This is a genomic window from Shigella sp. FC1661 (genome assembly GCF_001712525.1).
Taxonomy (GTDB): domain Bacteria; phylum Pseudomonadota; class Gammaproteobacteria; order Enterobacterales; family Enterobacteriaceae; genus Escherichia; species Escherichia coli.
This window is the reverse complement of record NZ_MDGW01000573.1, coordinates 1-19,035: the sequence shown is the minus strand read 5'-3', so window position 1 is coordinate 19,035 and position 19,035 is coordinate 1. Positions and strand designations below refer to the sequence as shown.

The following is a 19,035-nucleotide window of genomic DNA, read 5'->3' as shown; positions in this document are numbered from 1 at the left end:
CGCAGAGAATCGTAACGGGATACCAGATCAAGAGCCTGTCCAATGTGCATAAAAAAATCCGGAAACAAGTGAGCGTTTCCGGATTCTTACACAGCCACTGGATCGGTCAACTGATCCTTAACTGATCGGCATTAGACTCTTTGGCCCCGTTCTATTTATTGGTGAACTTACAATCTCACCGGATCGATATGCCAGATATGATCGGCGTACTCTTTGATAGTACGGTCAGAAGAGAAGTAGCCCATATTGGCAATGTTCAGCATCGCTTTTGCGGTCCACTCTTCCTGAAGCTCGTAGAGTTCGTCGACTTTATCCTGACAATCGACATAGCTGCGATAATCCGCCAGAACCTGATAGTGATCGCCGAAGTTGATCAGCGAATCAACCAGATCGCGATAGCGACCCGGATCTTCCGGACTGAATACACCGCTGCCGATTTGCGTCAGCACCTGATGCAGCTCCTCATCTTTCTCGTAGTATTCACGCGGTTTGTAGCCCTGACGACGCAGTTCTTCCACTTCTTCCGCTGTGTTACCAAAAATAAAGATATTGTCAGCACCGACATGATCCAGCATCTCGACATTCGCACCGTCCAACGTACCGATAGTCAGCGCACCGTTAAGCGCAAACTTCATGTTACTGGTGCCGGAAGCTTCCGTCCCTGCCAGCGAAATCTGTTCAGACAGATCTGCCGCCGGAATGATCAACTGCGCCAGGCTAACGCTGTAGTTCGGGATGAACACGACTTTCAGCTTATCGCCAATCTGCGGATCGTTGTTGATCACTTTCGCTACGTCATTGATCAAATGAATAATGTGCTTCGCCATGTAATAGGCCGAAGCCGCCTTACCGCCAAAAATATTCACGCGCGGTACCCACTTCGCATCCGGGTCGGCCTTGATGCGGTTATAGCGGGTAATCACATGCAACACATTCATCAATTGACGTTTGTATTCGTGAATACGTTTGATTTGTACATCGAACAACGCCTTTGGATTCACCACCACATTCAGCTGCTGGGCGATATACTCTGCCAGACGCTTTTTGTTCTCCAGCTTCGCCTGATGCACAGCGTGATTAACCATTGGGAAATCACAGTGTTGTTGCAGCTCATTAAGCAGGCTAAGGTCGGTGCGCCAGTTACGGCCCAGGTGTTCGTCCAGCACGGCTGAAAGCGATGGGTTCGCTACCGCTAGCCAGCGACGCGGCGTCACACCGTTGGTGACGTTGGTGAAACGACCCGGGAAGATTTTCGCAAAGTCGGCAAACAACGATTGCACCATCAGATTAGAGTGCAGTTCCGATACACCGTTAACTTTGTGGCTCACAACAACCGCCAGCCAGGCCATACGCACACGACGACCGTTGGATTCATCAATGATCGACGCCCGTCCCAGCAGATCGGTATCGTTCGGATACTGTTCCTGCAAGGTTTTCAGGAAATAGTCGTTGATTTCAAAGATGATCTGCAGGTGACGCGGCAGAATTTTACCCAGCATATCAACCGGCCAGGTTTCCAGCGCCTCGCTCATCAGCGTGTGGTTAGTGTAGGAGAAGACCTGACAACACACCTCAAACGCGTCGTCCCAGCTAAATTGGTGCTCATCGATCAGCAGACGCATCATCTCAGGAATCGACAGTACCGGATGGGTATCATTGAGATGAATCGCGATTTTATCCGCCAGGTTATCGTAGGTTTTATGCAACTGATAATGGCGGCTTAAAATGTCCTGAATGGTCGAGGAAACCAGAAAGTATTCCTGACGCAGGCGCAGCTCACGCCCGGAGTAGGTGGAGTCATCCGGATACAGTACGCGAGATACGTTCTCGGAGTGGTTTTTATCTTCCACTGCCGCGAAGTAGTCACCTTGGTTGAATTTACCGAGGTTAATTTCGCTACTGGCTTGCGCACTCCACAAACGCAACGTGTTGGTCGCGTCGGTGTCGTAACCAGGGATTATCTGATCGTAAGCGACTCCCAGAATCTCTTCGGTTTCAATCCAGCGCGTTTTTTTACCTTCCTGCTGAATGCGACCACCAAAACGGACTTTATAGCGCGTGTTGTGGCGTTTGAATTCCCACGGGTTACCGTATTCCAGCCAGTAGTCTGGCGACTCTTTCTGGCTACCGTTAACGATGTTCTGCTTGAACATACCGTAGTCATAGCGGATGCCGTAACCGCGCCCCGGCAACCCTAACGTCGCCAGAGAATCAAGGAAGCAAGCCGCCAGACGTCCCAGGCCACCGTTACCGAGGCCTGGGTCATTTTCTTCATCAATCAGCTCTTCGAGATTTAACCCCATCGCTTCCAGTGCGCCCTGTACATCTTCGTAAATTCCTAGCGACAACATGGCGTTGGAGAGCGTACGGCCAATCAAAAACTCCATCGACAGGTAGTAAACCTGACGAGTTTCTTGCGACAACTGGGCACGGTTTGAACGTAACCAGCGCTCCACGAGACGATCGCGCACAGCAAATAACGTTGCGTTCAGCCATTCATGTTTATTGGCGACGACCGGGTCCTTTCCAATCGTAAACATCAGCTTGTAAGCGATAGAGTGCTTAAGAGCTTCTACGCTAAGCGTGGGCGATGAATATGTAAACGGAGCATTCATATAGGCGTTTCCTGAAAACTATTTCAAGCGATAGTAAAGCTCACGGTACGACTTCGCCGCGACCTGCCAGCTAAAATCCATTGCCATAGCCTGACGTTGCACAAACCGCCACAGTGAAGGACGAGACCACAGTACAAAAGCACGTCGAATAGCCCGTAACAGCGACCAGGCATTACTATCTTCAAAGACAAACCCACTGGCGACGCCATCTGCAAGGTTCTCAAGAGAACAGTCAGAAACCGTATCAGCAAGCCCACCGGTGCGCCGCACTAACGGCAGCGTACCGTACTTCAATCCATAAAGTTGCGTTAAGCCGCACGGTTCAAAACGGCTGGGCACCAGAATGACGTCCGCGCCGCCCATAATGCGATGCGAAAATGCTTCGTGATAGCCAATCTGAACGCCCACCTGGCCGGGGTATTCCGCTGCCGCCGCAAGGAAACCTTCCTGCAGCACCGGATCGCCCGCGCCGAGTAGCGCCAGCTGCCCGCCCTGCTCCAGAAGACCCGGTAAGGCTTCCAGCACCAGGTCGAGACCTTTCTGGCTGGTCAGACGGCTCACCACTGCAAAAAGCGGCACTTTATCGTCAACCTTAAGCCCCATTGCGATTTGTAACTGGCGCTTATTTTCCGCTTTATCTTCCAACGTATCGCGGGTGTAACGCGAGGCCAACAGTAAGTCCGTCTCTGGACTCCAGATTTTCTCGTCCACGCCGTTCAGTACGCCGGAAAGACGCCCTTCACGGTGACGCTGTTGCAACAGACCTTCCATACCGTAGGCAAACTGCGGTTCGGTGATCTCGCGAGTGTAGGTTGGACTGACCGCCGTAATGTGATCGGCATAGTACAGACCGGCCTTCAGGAAAGAGATTTGTCCGTTGAATTCCAGCCCATGAATATTAAAGAATGACCATGGCAATTGGATGTCATTCATGTGATGTGCATAAAACATGCCTTGATAGGCCAAGTTGTGCACAGTAAACACCGACTTCGCCGGACGCCCGCGCGCCGCCAGATACGCAGGCGCAAGGCCTGCATGCCAGTCGTGCGCATGCACCACATCAGGACGCCAGAATGGGTCAAGCCCGCTGGCCATTTCTGCCCCAACCCACCCCAGCAGCGCAAAACGCAATACGTTGTCGGTATAGGCAAATAAGTTGGTATCGTGATACGGGCTTCCCGGACGATCATAGAGATGCGGCGCGTCAATCAGGTATATGCCAACCCCGTTGTAATGACCGAACAACAGCGTGATATGTCCGGCGAAGGTATCACGACGGGATACTACCTGCGCATCGGTCACGCCACGGCGAATATCGGGAAATGCAGGCAACAGTACGCGAGCGTCAACGCCGTCTGCGATTTGTGCTGCGGGTAATGCCCCAATAACATCAGCCAGACCGCCGGTTTTAAGCAGCGGGAACATCTCTGAACATACATGTAAAACTTGCATTATCGCTCCTGTTTATGCCCTAACTTCCGTAGCATTTCGCGCGTTACCAGCACGATGCCTTCTTCTGAACGATAGAAACGACGTGCATCTTCCTCTGCGTTTTCACCAATCACCATGCCTTCCGGGATAACACAAGCACGATCGATGACGCAGCGGCGCAGACGGCACGAGCGACCTACCCATACTTCCGGTAACAATACGGCGGAATCAATGTTGCAGAATGAATTCACGCGAACGCGCGAGAACAGAACGGACTGCACCACCACCGAACCGGAGATCACACAACCGCCGGATACCAGTGAGTTAAGGGTCATCCCGTGGCTACCGGAGCGATCCTGCACGAATTTCGCTGGCGGTAATGATTCATTGTAGGTGCGAATTGGCCAATTGCGATCGTACATATCCAGTTCCGGCACCACAGAGGCCAGATCGAGATTCGCTTTCCAGTAAGCTTTCAGCGTACCCACATCGCGCCAGTACGGCTCGGCATCCGGGTCGGATTGTACGCAAGAGAGCGGGAACGGGTGCGCATAGGCCAGACCGGCTTCGGTGATCTTGGGAATCAAATCTTTGCCAAAGTCGTGGCTGGAGTTCTCATCACGATCGTCTTCTTCCAGCAGTTCATACAGATAGTCGGCGTCAAAGACGTAGATACCCATACTCGCCAGAGATTTGCTCGGATCGTTCGGCATTGACGGTGGGTTAGCAGGTTTTTCAACGAATTCGATAATTTTATCGTTCTCATCAACCGCCATAACGCCAAATGCGGAGGCTTCTTCAATCGGTACTGGCATACAAGCAACGGTGCAACGTGCGCCTTTTTCGACGTGATCGATAAGCATACGCGAGTAGTCTTGCTTGTAGATATGGTCGCCCGCCAGGATCACCACGTATTCCGCTTTATAACGGCGGATAATGTCGAGGTTTTGGGTGACCGCATCTGCGGTGCCGCGATACCAGTTTTCCCCTTTCATTCTCTGCTGTGCTGGCAGCAGATCGACAAACTCGTTCATTTCTTCATTGAAGAATGACCAGCCGCGCTGAATGTGCTGCACCAGAGTGTGGGACTGGTACTGGGTGATCACGCCCATACGACGGATCCCGGAGTTGATGCAGTTAGACAGCGCAAAGTCGATAATGCGGAACTTACCGCCGAAGTGTACGGCCGGTTTTGCTCGCTTATTGGTTAAATCCTTCAGGCGGGTACCACGTCCTCCCGCCAGTATCAGGGCAACAGATTTCAATGGCAGCTGGCGCGCCAACATTAAGTGATCGTTCTTCTCTAAACTAACCATGACTAACTCCTTTTTTATCATCTCTGGAACACACACAATCCGTGTGCAGGTCCCTGCCAGACAGCCGTAATCACTGGGTTATCCTCTCCAGCGAATGGGGGAATGGCGTGCCACTCCCCAGCAGGTAAAACAATCTCTGTTACCTCAAGCGTGGCGTTAATTGCGATCAAAAAGCGATCCGAGAGCAGAATTTGCAGCTGTTTCGGCCCGTTTTGCCACTCATCCGTGCTTAAAGGTTGAGCATATCGATTTAGCCAACGGACATTGCCATCGCCTTCTTCCCACCAGCGATTCTCCACCAAAGCGGGAATGCGCTTGCGCAGATGGATTAACGCGGCGGTAAATGCGGTTAAACCACTGCTTGCCTGCGACCAGTCCAACCAGGTTAATTGGTTATCCTGACAGTAGGCATTGTTATTGCCATGCTGGCTGTGACCATGTTCGTCACCGGCCAGTAACATCGGCGTACCCTGGGAGAGCAACAACGTTGTTAACAAGGCGTGAATACTGTCGCGCCGCCGTTCAACCAGGTCAAGAGAACCGCCTAACCCTTCTTTACCATGATTGTTACTGTAATTGTTGTTGGTCCCGTCGCGATTTTCTTCTCCGTTTGCTTCATTGTGTTTATGGTTGAAGCAAACGCAGTCGCGAAGCGTAAAACCGTCATGCGCAGTGACGAGATTAATCGCGGCACTCGGCAGACGACCATTACGTTTAAAAACATCGCTGGAGGCAGCAAAACGCCCGGCAAACGCCCCCAGAGGCAAATCATAATGTAGCCAGAAACGACGGGCAGCATCGCGGAAATGATCGTTCCACTCGGCAAACAGCGGCGGGAAATTTCCCACCTGATAACCACCAGGGGCGATATCCCACGGTTCAGCAATTAACTTCACCTGCGAGAGCACCGGGCAGTTCTGGATAGCGGTAAACAACGGCGCATCCTGACGGAACTCTGGCGTACGGCCCATGACTGCCGCCAGATCAAAGCGGAAACCATCGACGTGACAGGTTTCTACCCAATAACGCAGGCAGGCGCTGGCATAATCCACCACCGCCGGATGACTCAAATTGAGCGTGTTGCCGCAACCGGTCCAGTTGTGATAATCGCCGTCTTCTCTTATCCAATAATAGCTACGGTTATCGATCCCACGCAGTGAGAATAACGGGCCGTCGAGGTCCAGTTCCGCACTATGGTTGAGCACGATATCAAGAATGACTTCGATACCCGCTTTATGCAGTGCTTTGATTGCATCGCGAAACTCATCCAGCGCCGTTTCTGGCGAGCAGGCATACGCCGGATGCAGCGCAAACATCGCCACCGGGTTGTAACCCCAGTAGTTACTTAGCCCCATGCGTTGCAGACGTGGTTCACTGGCAAACTGCGCCACTGGCAGCAGTTCCAGCGCGGTAATGCCCAATTGTTTCAAATAGTTGATCATCACCGGATGCCCGAGGGCTTTATAAGTGCCACGGATCTCGACCGGAATCTCCGGGTGCAAGTACGTTAATCCTTTGACATGGGCTTCATAAATGATGGTGCTGCCCCACGGCGTGCGCGGCGGGGCATCATCTTCCCAGTCATAGTGATCAACCACCACTACGCATTTCGGCGCAATGGCGGCGTTGTCGCGATAGTCAGGTTCATTATGACCGGCGTGCAGCAGCGGGTTATCTTTAAACTCCCCGTCAATTTGCCGCGCGCAAGGATCAATCAACAACTTCGCCGGGTTAAAGCGATGCCCATCGGCGGGTTGCCAGGGGCCATGAACGCGATAACCATAACGCAAACCCGGGCGCGCATCCGGCAGATAACCGTGCCAAATGTCGCCACTGTGCCCTGGCAAGTCATAGCGATGTTCCTGGCCATTGGCGTCAAAGACACACAGTTCTACCCGCTCGGCATGAGCGGAGAAAAGTGTGAAGTTGACGCCCTGACCGTCGTAATGCGCGCCGAGGGGAGCGGGTTTGCCAATGGCGAGCTGTGTCATTCTGCCTCCCGAACCAGCCAGATAGTGGCCAGCGGTGGTAGTGTCAGGCTTAGTGAATGCTGACGACCGTGGCTGGCAATCTCATCGCTGTGTACCGTGCCGCCATTGCCTGCATTACTGCCGTGATAGTGCATGGAATCGGTATTGAGGATTTCACGCCATTTGCCTGGCTGATTAATGCCGAAGCGATAATCATGACGCGGCACCGGCGTAAAGTTACTGGCAACGATAATTTCGTTACCCTCTTTATCGCGACGCACAAAGATCAGCACCGAGCGTTCTTTGTCATCCACCACCAGCCATTCAAAGCCGTACGGGTCAAAATCCAGTTCATGCATTGCTTTATGGTGGCGGTAGGTGAGGTTCAGATCGCGCACCAGACGCTGGACACCGTGGTGCCAGTTATCGCCACCTTCCAACAGATGCCAGTCGAGGCTGGCGTCATGGTTCCACTCACGGCCCTGGGCAAATTCGTTCCCCATGAACAGCAGTTTCTTGCCCGGGAATGCCCACATCCAGCCATAGTAGGCGCGCAGGTTAGCGAATTTCTGCCATGCGTCGCCCGGCATGCGGTCGAGAATCGATTTTTTACCGTGGACCACTTCATCATGCGACAACGGCAGGACGAAGTTTTCAGTGTAGTTGTAGAGAATCCCGAAGGTGAGTTTATCGTGATGATACTGACGATAAACCGGGTCGAGCTTCATGTAGTCCAGGGTGTCATGCATCCAGCCGAGGTTCCACTTGTACCAGAAGCCCAGACCGCCCATATCCTGCGGACGAGAAACGCCAGGGAAATCGGTAGACTCCTCAGCCATTGTCACCGCACCGGAAACCTGCTCACCAAGAATACGGTTGGTATTACGCAAGAATTCAATCGCTTCAAGATTCTCGCGCCCGCCAAATTCGTTCGGGATCCACTCCCCCTCTTTACGGCTGTAGTCGCGATAAATCATTGACGCCACCGCATCGACGCGCAGCGCATCAATACCAAAACGTTCAATCCAGTAAAGCGCGTTACCGACGAGGAAGTTACTGACTTCACGGCGACCATAATTGTAGATCAGCGTATTCCAGTCCTGATGATAGCCTTCGCGCGGATCGCTGTGTTCATACAAGTTCGTGCCATCAAATTCGGCAAGCGCAAAGTCATCGGTCGGGAAGTGGCCTGGCACCCAGTCGAGAATCACGTTCAGACCCGCTGCGTGTGCGGCATCAATGAAATAACGGAAGTCGTCGCGAGTACCAAAACGGCGGGTTGGTGCATACAGGCCGGTTGGCTGATAACCCCAACTGCCATCGAAGGGATGCTCGTTAATGGGCAGTAGTTCGAGGTGGGTAAAGCCCATCCATTTAGCATAAGGCACCAGTTGATCGGCCAGCTCGCGGTAGCTCAACCAGAAATTGTTATCGGTGTGGCGACGCCAGGAGCCCAGGTGAACTTCATAAATAGAGATTGACGCATCAAACTGATTCGCTTTTTTGCGCTCTTCAGTCTGTACAACCTTTTCCGGCAGCCCGCAAATAAGAGACGCGGTTTCCGGGCGCATTTGCGCTTCGAAGGCATAAGGGTCGGACTTCAGACGCAAGTTGCCATTGGCATCAATCATCTCGTATTTATAGAGCTGACCGTTATGCGCCCCAGGGATAAACAGTTCCCAAATGCCGCTCTCTTTACGCAGACGCATCGGGTGACGGCGACCGTCCCAGTAGTTGAATTGCCCAACCACCGAGACCCGACGGGCGTTTGGAGCCCAAACAGAGAAACGCGTACCTGTGACGCCATCCATAGTATCTGCATGCGCGCCTAAGGTTTCATACGGGCGCAGGTGAGTACCTTCAGATAATAGCCAGGCATCCATTTCCTGGATTAGCGGGCCAAAACGGTAAGGATCATCAATCAGGTTTTGCTGACCATGCCAGACAACAGCCAACTGATAGCGGAAAAAATTCTTACGTCGCGGAATGACACCGCTAAAGAATCCCCGTGAGTCAAGACACTCCAGTTTTGCGAGTTTGCGCCCGGTTTTCGGTTCAATCACCCACACATCGGTAGCGTCGGGTAAAAGGGCACGGACTTCCAGTCCCGCGGTGGTTTTATGCATTCCCAGTACGGAAAAAGGATCCGCAAAATGGCCTGCAATTAGCGCGTTAATCACGTCTCTATCGATACGATCGGACATGCTTGTCTTCCTGTTTTATTGTGTCACCCCATCCAATTGGATTTTTGACTTCTGGTTGTGACATTTTTTTGACCTGAACGGCGCAGCACTCTGTGCATCCTCTCTGCGTCGTCCTCACTTCAGGTAAGGCTGTGAATACTCATGTATTCAGCCACCCTTAAAGAATAGCCAATGCTCTATTTAACTCCCGGTAAATCATGAAACATCTGCGCTTACTCCTGTATTACGCACTAACAGGGGCGGCATCGCGCCCCAGATTTAATGAATAAAGATTACGCCAGTTGACGAAGCATCCGACGCAGCGGCTCCGCGGCCCCCCACAGCAGCTGGTCACCCACGGTAAAGGCTGACAGGAACTCCGGTCCCATATTCAGCTTACGCAGGCGGCCTACCGGCGTGGTCAGCGTGCCGGTAACGGCAGCTGGGGTTAGCTCACGCATAGTGATTTCCCGATCGTTCGGAACGACTTTCGCCCACGGATTGTGCGCAGCCAGCAGTTCTTCGACGGTCGGAATAGACACATCTTTTTTCAATTTAATAGTGAATGCCTGGCTGTGGCAGCGCAATGCCCCGACACGCACACATAAACCATCTACCGGAATTACGGAAGATGTGTTGAGGATCTTGTTGGTTTCCGCCTGCCCTTTCCACTCTTCGCGGCTCTGACCGTTATCGAGCTGTTTGTCGATCCACGGAATCAGGCTACCCGCCAGCGGCACGCCAAAGTTATCCACCGGCAGCTCACCGCTACGGGTTAAGGTTGTGACTTTGCGTTCGATATCGAGAATAGCAGAGGACGGGGTCGCGAGTTCATCTGCCACATGGCCATACAGATGGCCCATCTGGGTTAATAACTCACGCATATGTCGCGCACCACCGCCGGAAGCGGCCTGGTAGGTTGCAACGGACACCCAATCAACAAGATCATTGGCGAATAAACCACCCAACGACATCAACATCAGGCTTACGGTACAGTTACCGCCAACAAAAGTCCTGATGCCATTATTTAATCCGTCGGTAATGACGTCCTGATTGACGGGGTCAAGAATGATGATGGCGTCATCTTTCATGCGCAGAGACGATGCTGCGTCAATCCAGTAACCTTGCCATCCGCTTTCACGAAGCTTTGGATAGATTTCGTTGGTATAATCGCCGCCCTGACAGGTCACAATGATATCGAGGGCCTTTAGCGCCTCCAGATCAAAGGCATCCTGAAGTGTGCCAGTGGTTCCGCCAAAAGACGGCGCAGCCTGGCCAAGCTGAGAAGTAGAAAAGAAGACAGGGCGAATGGCGTTGAAGTCGCGCTCTTCAACCATGCGTTGCATGAGAACGGAGCCGACCATACCGCGCCAGCCGATAAAACCAACATTTTTCATAAGCGTTTTTTCCTGCAAAGATGTGTGCTGTATAAATGTGCCGGTCTCCTCTTGGCACATCTTTCACCATACAAAAAGCAGCCAAAGTCGCAAGTGAAATTAATCAATGATAGCGAAGCCATCAGTAATGCGACTTATCCTGCTTTGTTAGCACACAGAAAGTCCGCGGCAATTATCAGGGAATTTGAGTTATGAATGAAATCATTTCTGCAGCAGTTTTATTGATCCTGATTATGGATCCGCTCGGAAACCTGCCTATTTTCATGTCCGTACTGAAACATACTGAACCGAAAAGACGGCGGGCAATCATGGTGCGAGAGTTGCTTATTGCTCTCCTGGTGATGCTGGTGTTCCTGTTTGCGGGTGAGAAAATTCTGGCATTTCTCAGCCTGCGAGCAGAAACCGTCTCCATTTCTGGCGGCATCATTCTGTTTTTAATCGCCATTAAGATGATTTTCCCCAGCGCTTCAGGAAATAGCAGCGGGCTTCCGGCAGGTGAAGAGCCATTTATCGTGCCGTTGGCAATTCCGTTAGTCGCCGGGCCGACTATTCTCGCCACGCTGATGTTGTTGTCTCATCAGTACCCGAATCAGATGGGACATCTGGTGATTGCTCTGCTGCTGGCCTGGGGCGGCACCTTTGTCATCCTGCTACAGTCTTCGCTATTTTTACGTCTGCTGGGCGAGAAAGGGGTGAACGCACTTGAACGCCTGATGGGATTGATTCTGGTGATGATGGCAACCCAGATGTTCCTCGACGGCATTCGAATGTGGATGAAGGGGTAACGAGGAGAGTTTTTCGAAAAGAACCCGGTAGCGTCACAACTACCGGGCGAACAAACTTAACTCAACAGCTGGAACGCAATCATCCCAACGATGGCACCAACAGTGCCGAGGATGGTTTCCATCATGGTCCAGGTTTTCAGCGTTTCGGCTTCGGTCGCGCCGGTAAATTTACCGAACAACCAGAAACCGGCGTCGTTAACGTGGCTGACAACAATCGAACCACCAGCGATACAAATCGACAGTGCCGCCATTTGCGCACCGGAGTAGTTCAGTTGTTCAATGACCGGCATCACCAGCCCCACCGCCGTTAAACAGGCAACGGTGGCAGACCCCTGAATGATGCGCACTGCAGCGGCCAGCACGAAGCAGGTGATAGCAATCGGCAGGCCCATGCCGGTTAACGCTTCGCCCAGTGCCGGACCTACGCCAGAGTCAACCAGCACCTGTTTGAACACGCCGCCTGCACCAATCACCAGCAGAATGATCCCCGCCGGTTGTAGCGCGTGACCGCAAATCTCCATCACTTTGTCTTTTGGCATGCCCTGACGCATTGCCAGGCCATAAATCGCTACCAGACAAGCAACCAGAATCGCGGTAAATGGATGACCAATAAACTCGAACCATTCGTAAGCAGTTGATCCTTCTGGCACAAAACGAGCGGCAATGGTTTTCAGCCCCACCAGCACCAGCGGCAACAGGATCAGCGACAGGCTGAATCCGAAGGACGGCATTTTGCCTTCGCCGAGATGCGGTTCGCTGATGTCGTCAGGAATATGCAACTCCACGTAACGGCTGATGAAATTACCCCACAGCGGCCCGGCAATAATCATTCCCGGAATTGCCGCACACAGACCAATCAGGATCATCCAGCCAAAGTCGGCATTCATCTGCGATGCCAGCAGCATCGGCGCTGGTCCAGGCACCAGAAATGCCGCCGCTGCCGCCACGCCTGCGAATAATGGGATTACCAGCTTCACCAGGTTCGTACCGGTGTGGCGCGCCATTGAGAAAGCAACGCTAATCAGCAGAACTATCGCCACTTCAAAGAACAGCGGTAGCGCACAGACCAACCCCGCAAGGCCGATGGCATAATGCTCGCGGCTGTGACCGAAGGATTTGAGCATTTTGACGGCAATCTGATCGACTGCGCCGGTTTCATGTAAGATCTTGCCAAACATAGCTCCCAGGGCGACAACCACCGCCAGGAAGCCGAGGGTGCCTCCCATCCCTTTTTCCATCGTCGCTGCGATTTTATCGAGCGGCATACCGGAAAAAAGGCCAGCCCCCATGGACACCACCATCAAAGCCAGGAAAGCGTGCATACGCGCCTTCATGACTAAAAACAGCAGCAGTAAAACAGACCCTACTGCTGTTAAAACAAGCGTTAATGTAGTCACTACTTATTTGCCTTTTTTAATAACCTCAATGGTGCTTGCCACAACACCTTCCAGCGGTTGATCGATATCCACCACCAGTACATCGGTTTCGTCCGCACCCGGCTCCTGCAGCGTTTCAAACTGCGTCACCAACATTTGGGTTTTAAAGAAATGGCCTTTGCGCGCTTTCAAGCGACTTTCAATCACATCAAAATCGCCTTTCAGGTAGATGAAAGAGAGATTCGGATTACCTTCACGCAGCAAGTCGCGATAGTGCTTTTTCAGTGCAGAACAGACGATCAGCGACACTTTATTGGTGCGCTGCATAGCAAACGCGGCGTCGTTCAGCGCCTGCAACCAGGGTTTGCGATCGTCGTCATTCAGCGGTTCGCCAGACGCCATTTTTTCGATATTGCACCGTGGATGGAGGAAATCGCCATCAAGAAACGCGGCATGAAGTTGATGCGCCACTTCACTGGCGACCGCAGATTTGCCGCTGCCCGATACGCCCATCAAGACGTAAATGTGGTGATCATGGTTAGTCGTGCTCAAAGTGGTGCCCCCACAATACAAGAATTAAAGATGTTACGGGTAACTGTTATCGGTAACATTGTCCAGCCGGACAATATCAGAAGCAATATCCATCCGTGCCTTAAGTGTATAAGTGTGAGCTACTTCAAATTTGTAGGCTTAAATAGATCCGCCCGGTGACAAGGTGAAACCTAAATCTAACATTTTCGGTGTCACAGATTCGCCACGAATACGCGCCAGCAGGCGTTCAGCGCCAATACTGCCCATCCGCTCACGCGGCGTCAGCACGCTCGCTAACCGCGGCTCCATCACCTGGCCAATGTCATGACCGTGGAAACCGGCAATCGCCATATCGTCAGGAACCTTCAATCCCAGACGCTGACATTCAAACGCCGCGCCGACCGCCAGGTCATCGTTGGTACAGAACACGCCATCCAGCTGCGGATATTCCCGCCGCGCCTGGCGAATCAGTTCAATACCGGAAGAGTAAGAAGAAGATTGCTCAACCATCACGCTATACGACACCAGACCTGCATCCAGCATCGCCTGTTCGTATCCCTTCTGTTTGATGATAGTACGTTCGTCGAGACGCGCGCCGAGATAGGCAATGTGGCAATGCCCGCGAGCAATAATGGCGGTGGTCATCTGGCGTGCCGCTTCAAAGTTATCAAAACCGACGGCGATATCGAGGCACGGCGACTGGCTGTCCATGAGTTCCACCACCGGGATCCCCGCCACTTCAATCATCTTTAAGGTGCGCGGCGTGTGGGTACGTTCGGTGAGGATCAGTCCGTCGATATTCCATGAGAGCATGGATTCGAGACGTTCTTGCTCCATTTCCGGTTTATAACCGTAGTGAGCCAGCATGGTCTGATAACCGTGCGCGTCGGTGACGCTTTCGATTCCGCGTAATACTTCCGCGAAAACCTGGTTGGTGAGAGAAGGTAACAGGACGCCAATCGCCCGGCTGGTGGCGTTAGAGAGGATATCGGGCGCACGATTGGGAATATAGCCCAGTTCATCAAGAGCGGCGGCAATCTTGCCGCGTAGAGCGACGGAAACCTGCTCCGGGTTGCGTAAAAAACGGCTGACCGTCATTTTGGTCACGCCTACACGGTCAGCCACATCCTGAAGTACGGGTCTTTTCTTTTTCATCGTCCTGAAGGTACAAAAGAGATAGATTCTCTTAGTTTAACACGGACGCATCAGAACCTTCCCGGGGAAAACAGTGCTTGTTTACAATTATTAGATATACACTAAATCAATTGCATCGCATTGTGCTAACGACGCGGCAAAACCCCGAAAGCGTGCATCAGCACGCGGCCGGAGCGAGCGAGGAAGCCTGCAAAAAGGCAGGCTTCAAAGATGCCGTTGAGTTTTAAACCGGCGGCAGATCGAACAGTAACACTTCGCTGTCGCTATCCGCATGGATGGAGATTGCCTGCTCATCCCAGATTGCCAGACCATCGCTGGTCGAGGCTTTCACGCCGTTAATGGTGACATTGCCTTTCACCACCTGGATCCAGACGCGGCGTTCAGCGGCAATCTGATGCACCGACTGCTCATCTTTCAGCAACGCCCAGCGGTACAGTTCCATATCCTGATGCACTTTCAATGAACCATCTCGCGCATCCGGCGAGAGCACCAGCTGTTTGCCCTGTACGGCATCGAAGCGACGCTGTTCATAACGCGGCGTAATACCGTTTTCTTCAGGCATGATCCAGATCTGATACAGATGCAGACGCTCGGTGCTGCTTGGGTTGTACTCTGAGTGACGAATACCCGTACCCGCACTCATAATCTGGAACTCACCCGCCGGAACCTGCTCTTTATTGCCCATGCTGTCCTGATGCTCAACAGTACCTTCCAGCACGTAGGTCAAAATTTCCATATCTTTATGCGGGTGAGTGCCGAAGCCCTGCCCTGCTTCAATCACGTCGTCGTTAATCACGCGCAGCGCGGAGAAGCCCATAAAGTTCGGATCGTAATAGTTGGCAAAAGAGAAAGTATGCCAGGAATCCAGCCAGCCATGATTTGCATGACCACGTTCATTTGCTTTGCGTAAGTAGATCATTTGTATTCGCCCCCTGAATGATTTCGATGGGCTTAGTGTGGACCCGATCTGCCTGGGATGATAGAGGGTGAAAATTGCCCCCTCTGTTCAAAAAAATTGAACTATTCGAGGGGCCATCAAACTTAATTCGCGAGAGTCACTGTGGAGGGAGAGGCTTGCTCAAATCCGCGTTCAAGGATTTCCAGATTGGTAAGAACTTCAGATTCCTTGACGTAATTTGGCGCACCGACCGAATCATCCGCTGCGAATCCCGGTTCGCCCGGCATAATATTAGCCTTCAGGCTGGTTTCCTGCTGGTCGATACCGTATTTAATAAACGAACCTTTCTTACCGTGAACGATAAATTTCGGATAATCGATTTTCACCAGATGGCTGGTTTTGACGATGGCTTTCAGGTCGCCATAAAACAGTTGCGCTTCAAAGGTGTCGTCAGGATTGGCTTTATTACGCAGGCTGCGGATGTCATAAGCGACGTGATCCGGGCGACCGAACAGAGAAATAATCTGGTCCATCGTATGCACACCAAGGCCATAAAACGCGCCATCCTGCGGCAGCCCAGGTTTGGTTTCTGCCACCGGGCGGTAATAGTCAAAATGGCTTTCCACTTCAACAATCTCTCCCAACTTGCCACTTTCAATCGCTTTTTTCGCTGTCAGGAAGCAGGAGTCAAAGCGACGATTCTGATACGGCGTGACGGTCAGCCCTTTGCTTTTCGCCAACGCAAACAGCTCCTTCGCCTGGGCAAGCGTCGGGGTGAACGGTTTTTCGACCAGCACATTTTTCCCGGCTTCCAGCGCGCGTTTCGCGTACTCGAAATGGCTGTCCGCGTGGGTGCAGACAACAACCAGCTTAACATCGGGATCGTTTAGTACTTCGTCGAGATCGCTGGTGAAATGGATATGGGAATAAATGGGAGCCTGTTCTTCCGGCTTCGCATGGCGACGAAAAATATGCGCGACATGCCAGCTATCCTTGCGGTTAAGTACATACGGCAGATGGTAACGGGTGGTGCTTTTGCCGAAGCCAATAAAGGCGCAGTTGATGACCATGATTTCGTCCTTTTTAAGGTGGTTATTTACACCTTAGCGCAAAGCGGACGTGGTTCCTACTGGAGTGCGCATAACGAACACAAGCACTCCCGTGGATAAATTGAGAACGAAAGATCAAAAAAAAGCCAGCACCCGGCTGGCTAAGTAATACTGGAAGCAATGTGAGCAATGTCGTGCTTTCAGGTTCTCCGCGAGGGTCTTCCTGATCGCGAGACAATAATAATCATTCTCATTCGCACTTGTCCAACACTTTTTGCAAAAAAATGCATTTGACTCGCATTTGAAAGTCAATGATGTTGAAAGGGACATTTACCCCAAAGAGGACAAAGGAATGAGTGAGATAGTAATACGCCACGCAGAAACACGGGATTACGAGGCCATCAGGCAGATTCACGCCCAGCCGGAGGTGTATTGCAACACACTACAGGTGCCTCATCCTTCCGATCATATGTGGCAGGAGCGACTCGCCGATCGTCCCGGCATCAAGCAACTCGTCGCCTGTATTGATGGAGACGTCGTGGGCCATCTCACCATTGACGTGCAACAGCGCCCACGCCGCAGTCATGTTGCCGATTTTGGTATCTGTGTCGACTCTCGTTGGAAGAACCGCGGCGTCGCCAGCGCCCTGATGCGAGAGATGATTGAAATGTGCGACAACTGGTTGCGGGTAGATCGCATTGAACTAACCGTGTTTGTCGATAACGCCCCGGCAATTAAGGTCTATAAAAAATACGGCTTTGAAATTGAAGGGACTGGTAAGAAGTACGCATTGCGTAATGGTGAATATGTCGATGCATATTATATGGCGCGGGTGAAGTAAGATAGTGCCCTTTTTCTGAGATGGAAAAAGGGTGTCATTCAAAATCGACATACCTTCCTTTAAGGTATTTATTTACCCAATACATATATTGAGATTTAACTCATAATTACTTCCTAAAGTGTAATATTTTATTTTTTAATATATACGCCTACAATTTCCTGGAGTAAATAAATAACAATTAACAAGCATAATATTGCCATTGATAAAATAGCATGCCATAAAAGGACTTTTCAGGGATGAGTAATATTGTTTACCTGACAGTAACGGGAGAACAACAAGGAAGCATCTCCGCAGGTTGTGGGACTTCTGAGTCTACAGGTAATCGTTGGCAGAGCGGGCATGAGGATGAAATATTTACATTCTCACTCTTAAATAATATTAATAATACGGGGCTTGGTTCACAGTTCCATGGTATAACATTTTGTAAATTAATTGATAAAAGCACTCCATTATTTATTAATTCCATTAACAATAATGAACAATTATTTATGGGATTTGACTTCTATCGAATAAATAGATTTGGTAGATTGGAAAAGTATTATTATATACAACTAAGAGGCGCTTTTTTATCGGCTATTCATCACCAGATCATTGAAAACCAACTGGATACAGAAACAATAACTATTAGTTATGAATTTATCCTCTGTCAACATCTTATCGCAAATACCGAGTTCAGCTATTTGGCACTCCCTGAAAATTATAACCGTTTGTTTTTACCAAATTCAAAAAACCAAACAAATAATCGTTTCAAAACGTTAAACAGCAAAGCTATTGGCAGGCTACTTGCTGCTGGTGGCGTATACAATGGGAACATTGAAGGATTCAGAGATACTGCGGAAAAACTGGGTGGAGATGCAATAAAAGGCTATGATCAAATACTAAATGAAAAAACAGCGGGCATAGCGATAGCAACAGCATCTATTCTTTTAACAAAGCGTTCTAATGTTGATACATATACAGAAATAAATAGTTACTTAGGCAAACTTAGAGGTCAACAAAAACTTCTTGATGGTATAGACATAATAGAAATAATATACATTAAGAGACCTTCAAAAGACTTAGCTAACTTACGAAAGGAGTTTAATAAAACTGTAAGAAAAAATTTTCTTATCAAACTTGCAAAAACCTCCGAAGCATCTGGAAGATTCAACGCCGAAGACCTTTTAAGAATGAGAAAGGGCAATGTTCCTCTAAATTATAATGTTCACCATAAACTATCTCTAGATGATGGTGGTACTAATGATTTCGAAAATTTAGTATTAATCGAAAACGAACCATATCATAAAGTTTTTACTAACATGCAATCACGAATAGCTAAGGGAATATTAGTAGGTGAAAGCAAAATCACTCCCTGGGCCATTCCATCTGGCTCAATTTATCCTCCCATGAAAAATGTAATGAACGCATCCCACACAATTAAACACGGAGCAGTATGATGGTTAAAAGGGTGAAACTGGCAGGTGTGGAGCCTCGCAGATTTCCGGCATC

15 protein-coding genes are annotated in these 19,035 nt (G+C 50.8%); 3 read left to right on the top strand and 12 right to left on the bottom strand.

Going from position 1 to position 19,035, the window contains the following annotated elements; genetic code table 11:
* From BFF42_RS28470 to asd, 7 genes are all read right to left on the bottom strand, one after another.
* Positions 1-68, bottom strand: a 68-nt coding sequence (locus BFF42_RS28470; RefSeq protein ID WP_241012944.1) for a hypothetical protein, incomplete at its 3' end; no start/stop codon positions are given.
* A 99-nt stretch (positions 69-167) separates the two neighbouring features.
* Complete coding sequence (glgP, locus tag BFF42_RS22935; RefSeq protein WP_000993449.1) at positions 168-2,615, bottom strand: glycogen phosphorylase; 2,448 nt, start codon at positions 2,613-2,615, stop codon at positions 168-170.
* An 18-nt stretch (positions 2,616-2,633) separates the two neighbouring features.
* Positions 2,634-4,067 carry a glycogen synthase GlgA gene (gene glgA / locus BFF42_RS22930; protein WP_039059625.1) on the bottom strand — a complete coding sequence of 478 codons (1,434 nt, stop codon included), beginning with the start codon at positions 4,065-4,067 and terminating at the stop codon, positions 2,634-2,636.
* Entirely contained in the window at positions 4,067-5,362 is a 1,296-nt protein-coding gene (gene glgC, locus BFF42_RS22925; protein WP_000253979.1) for a glucose-1-phosphate adenylyltransferase, read from the bottom strand. The genes glgA and glgC overlap by 1 nt, the downstream gene beginning before the upstream one ends.
* Before the next feature lie 17 nt (positions 5,363-5,379).
* Positions 5,380-7,353: a glycogen debranching protein GlgX gene (gene glgX, locus BFF42_RS22920; RefSeq protein ID WP_000192517.1), complete on the bottom strand. Its 1,974-nt coding sequence runs from the start codon at positions 7,351-7,353 to the stop codon at positions 5,380-5,382.
* On the bottom strand, positions 7,350-9,536 hold the full coding sequence (gene glgB / locus BFF42_RS22915) for a 1,4-alpha-glucan branching enzyme (protein ID WP_001283736.1): 2,187 nt from the start codon (positions 9,534-9,536) through the stop codon (positions 7,350-7,352). The genes glgX and glgB overlap by 4 nt, the downstream gene beginning before the upstream one ends.
* 272 nt (positions 9,537-9,808) lie before the next feature.
* A complete protein-coding gene (gene asd / locus BFF42_RS22910; RefSeq protein WP_000799970.1) occupies positions 9,809-10,912 on the bottom strand; it encodes an aspartate-semialdehyde dehydrogenase in 1,104 nt (367 codons plus the stop codon).
* Between the two features lie 191 nt (positions 10,913-11,103).
* Between asd and yhgN the strand changes: the two genes are divergently transcribed.
* Complete coding sequence (gene yhgN, locus BFF42_RS22905) at positions 11,104-11,697, top strand: NAAT family transporter YhgN (RefSeq protein WP_001002544.1); 594 nt, start codon at positions 11,104-11,106, stop codon at positions 11,695-11,697.
* 56 nt (positions 11,698-11,753) lie between these two features.
* Here yhgN and gntU read toward each other — a convergent pair whose 3' ends face one another.
* From gntU to BFF42_RS22880, 5 genes are all read right to left on the bottom strand, one after another.
* Positions 11,754-13,094, bottom strand: coding sequence for a gluconate transporter (gene gntU / locus BFF42_RS22900; protein ID WP_000210121.1), 1,341 nt, complete (start codon positions 13,092-13,094; stop codon positions 11,754-11,756).
* A 3-nt stretch (positions 13,095-13,097) separates the two neighbouring features.
* Positions 13,098-13,625, bottom strand: a complete 528-nt coding sequence (gntK, locus tag BFF42_RS22895; protein WP_000108320.1) for a gluconokinase — start codon at positions 13,623-13,625, stop codon at positions 13,098-13,100.
* 138 nt (positions 13,626-13,763) lie between these two features.
* Positions 13,764-14,759: a gluconate operon transcriptional repressor GntR gene (gene gntR, locus BFF42_RS22890; protein WP_000730260.1), complete on the bottom strand. Its 996-nt coding sequence runs from the start codon at positions 14,757-14,759 to the stop codon at positions 13,764-13,766.
* A gap of 223 nt (positions 14,760-14,982) precedes the next feature.
* Positions 14,983-15,678, bottom strand: coding sequence for a quercetin 2,3-dioxygenase (yhhW, locus tag BFF42_RS22885; RefSeq protein WP_000639811.1), 696 nt, complete (start codon positions 15,676-15,678; stop codon positions 14,983-14,985).
* Positions 15,679-15,800: 122 nt separating this feature from the next.
* Entirely contained in the window at positions 15,801-16,727 is a 927-nt protein-coding gene (locus tag BFF42_RS22880; RefSeq protein ID WP_039059623.1) for an oxidoreductase, read from the bottom strand.
* A gap of 331 nt (positions 16,728-17,058) precedes the next feature.
* Here BFF42_RS22880 and yhhY point away from each other — a divergent pair, with 331 nt between their 5' ends.
* Positions 17,059-17,547, top strand: coding sequence for an N-acetyltransferase (gene yhhY / locus BFF42_RS22875; RefSeq protein WP_001295206.1), 489 nt, complete (start codon positions 17,059-17,061; stop codon positions 17,545-17,547).
* A 236-nt stretch (positions 17,548-17,783) separates the two neighbouring features.
* The gene (tssD, locus tag BFF42_RS22870; protein WP_000065895.1) at positions 17,784-18,983 is read left to right on the top strand and encodes a type VI secretion system tube protein TssD; all 1,200 of its coding nucleotides are present in this window, start codon (positions 17,784-17,786) and stop codon (positions 18,981-18,983) included.
* The last annotated feature ends 52 nt before the right edge of the window (positions 18,984-19,035 follow it).

What these genes read in the sequence shown, in the direction of transcription:
- glgP (WP_000993449.1), bottom strand. Translation starts at nt 2,615, where the DNA reads ATGAATGCTCCGTTTACATATTCATCGCCCACGCTTAGCGTAGAAGCT.
- glgA (WP_039059625.1), bottom strand. Translation starts at nt 4,067, where the DNA reads ATGCAAGTTTTACATGTATGTTCAGAGATGTTCCCGCTGCTTAAAACC.
- glgC (WP_000253979.1), bottom strand. Translation starts at nt 5,362, where the DNA reads ATGGTTAGTTTAGAGAAGAACGATCACTTAATGTTGGCGCGCCAGCTG.
- glgX (WP_000192517.1), bottom strand. Translation starts at nt 7,353, where the DNA reads ATGACACAGCTCGCCATTGGCAAACCCGCTCCCCTCGGCGCGCATTAC.
- glgB (WP_001283736.1), bottom strand. Translation starts at nt 9,536, where the DNA reads ATGTCCGATCGTATCGATAGAGACGTGATTAACGCGCTAATTGCAGGC.
- asd (WP_000799970.1), bottom strand. Translation starts at nt 10,912, where the DNA reads ATGAAAAATGTTGGTTTTATCGGCTGGCGCGGTATGGTCGGCTCCGTT.
- yhgN (WP_001002544.1), top strand. Translation starts at nt 11,104, where the DNA reads ATGAATGAAATCATTTCTGCAGCAGTTTTATTGATCCTGATTATGGAT.
- gntR (WP_000730260.1), bottom strand. Translation starts at nt 14,759, where the DNA reads ATGAAAAAGAAAAGACCCGTACTTCAGGATGTGGCTGACCGTGTAGGC.
- yhhW (WP_000639811.1), bottom strand. Translation starts at nt 15,678, where the DNA reads ATGATCTACTTACGCAAAGCAAATGAACGTGGTCATGCAAATCATGGC.
- BFF42_RS22880 (WP_039059623.1), bottom strand. Translation starts at nt 16,727, where the DNA reads ATGGTCATCAACTGCGCCTTTATTGGCTTCGGCAAAAGCACCACCCGT.
- yhhY (WP_001295206.1), top strand. Translation starts at nt 17,059, where the DNA reads ATGAGTGAGATAGTAATACGCCACGCAGAAACACGGGATTACGAGGCC.
- tssD (WP_000065895.1), top strand. Translation starts at nt 17,784, where the DNA reads ATGAGTAATATTGTTTACCTGACAGTAACGGGAGAACAACAAGGAAGC.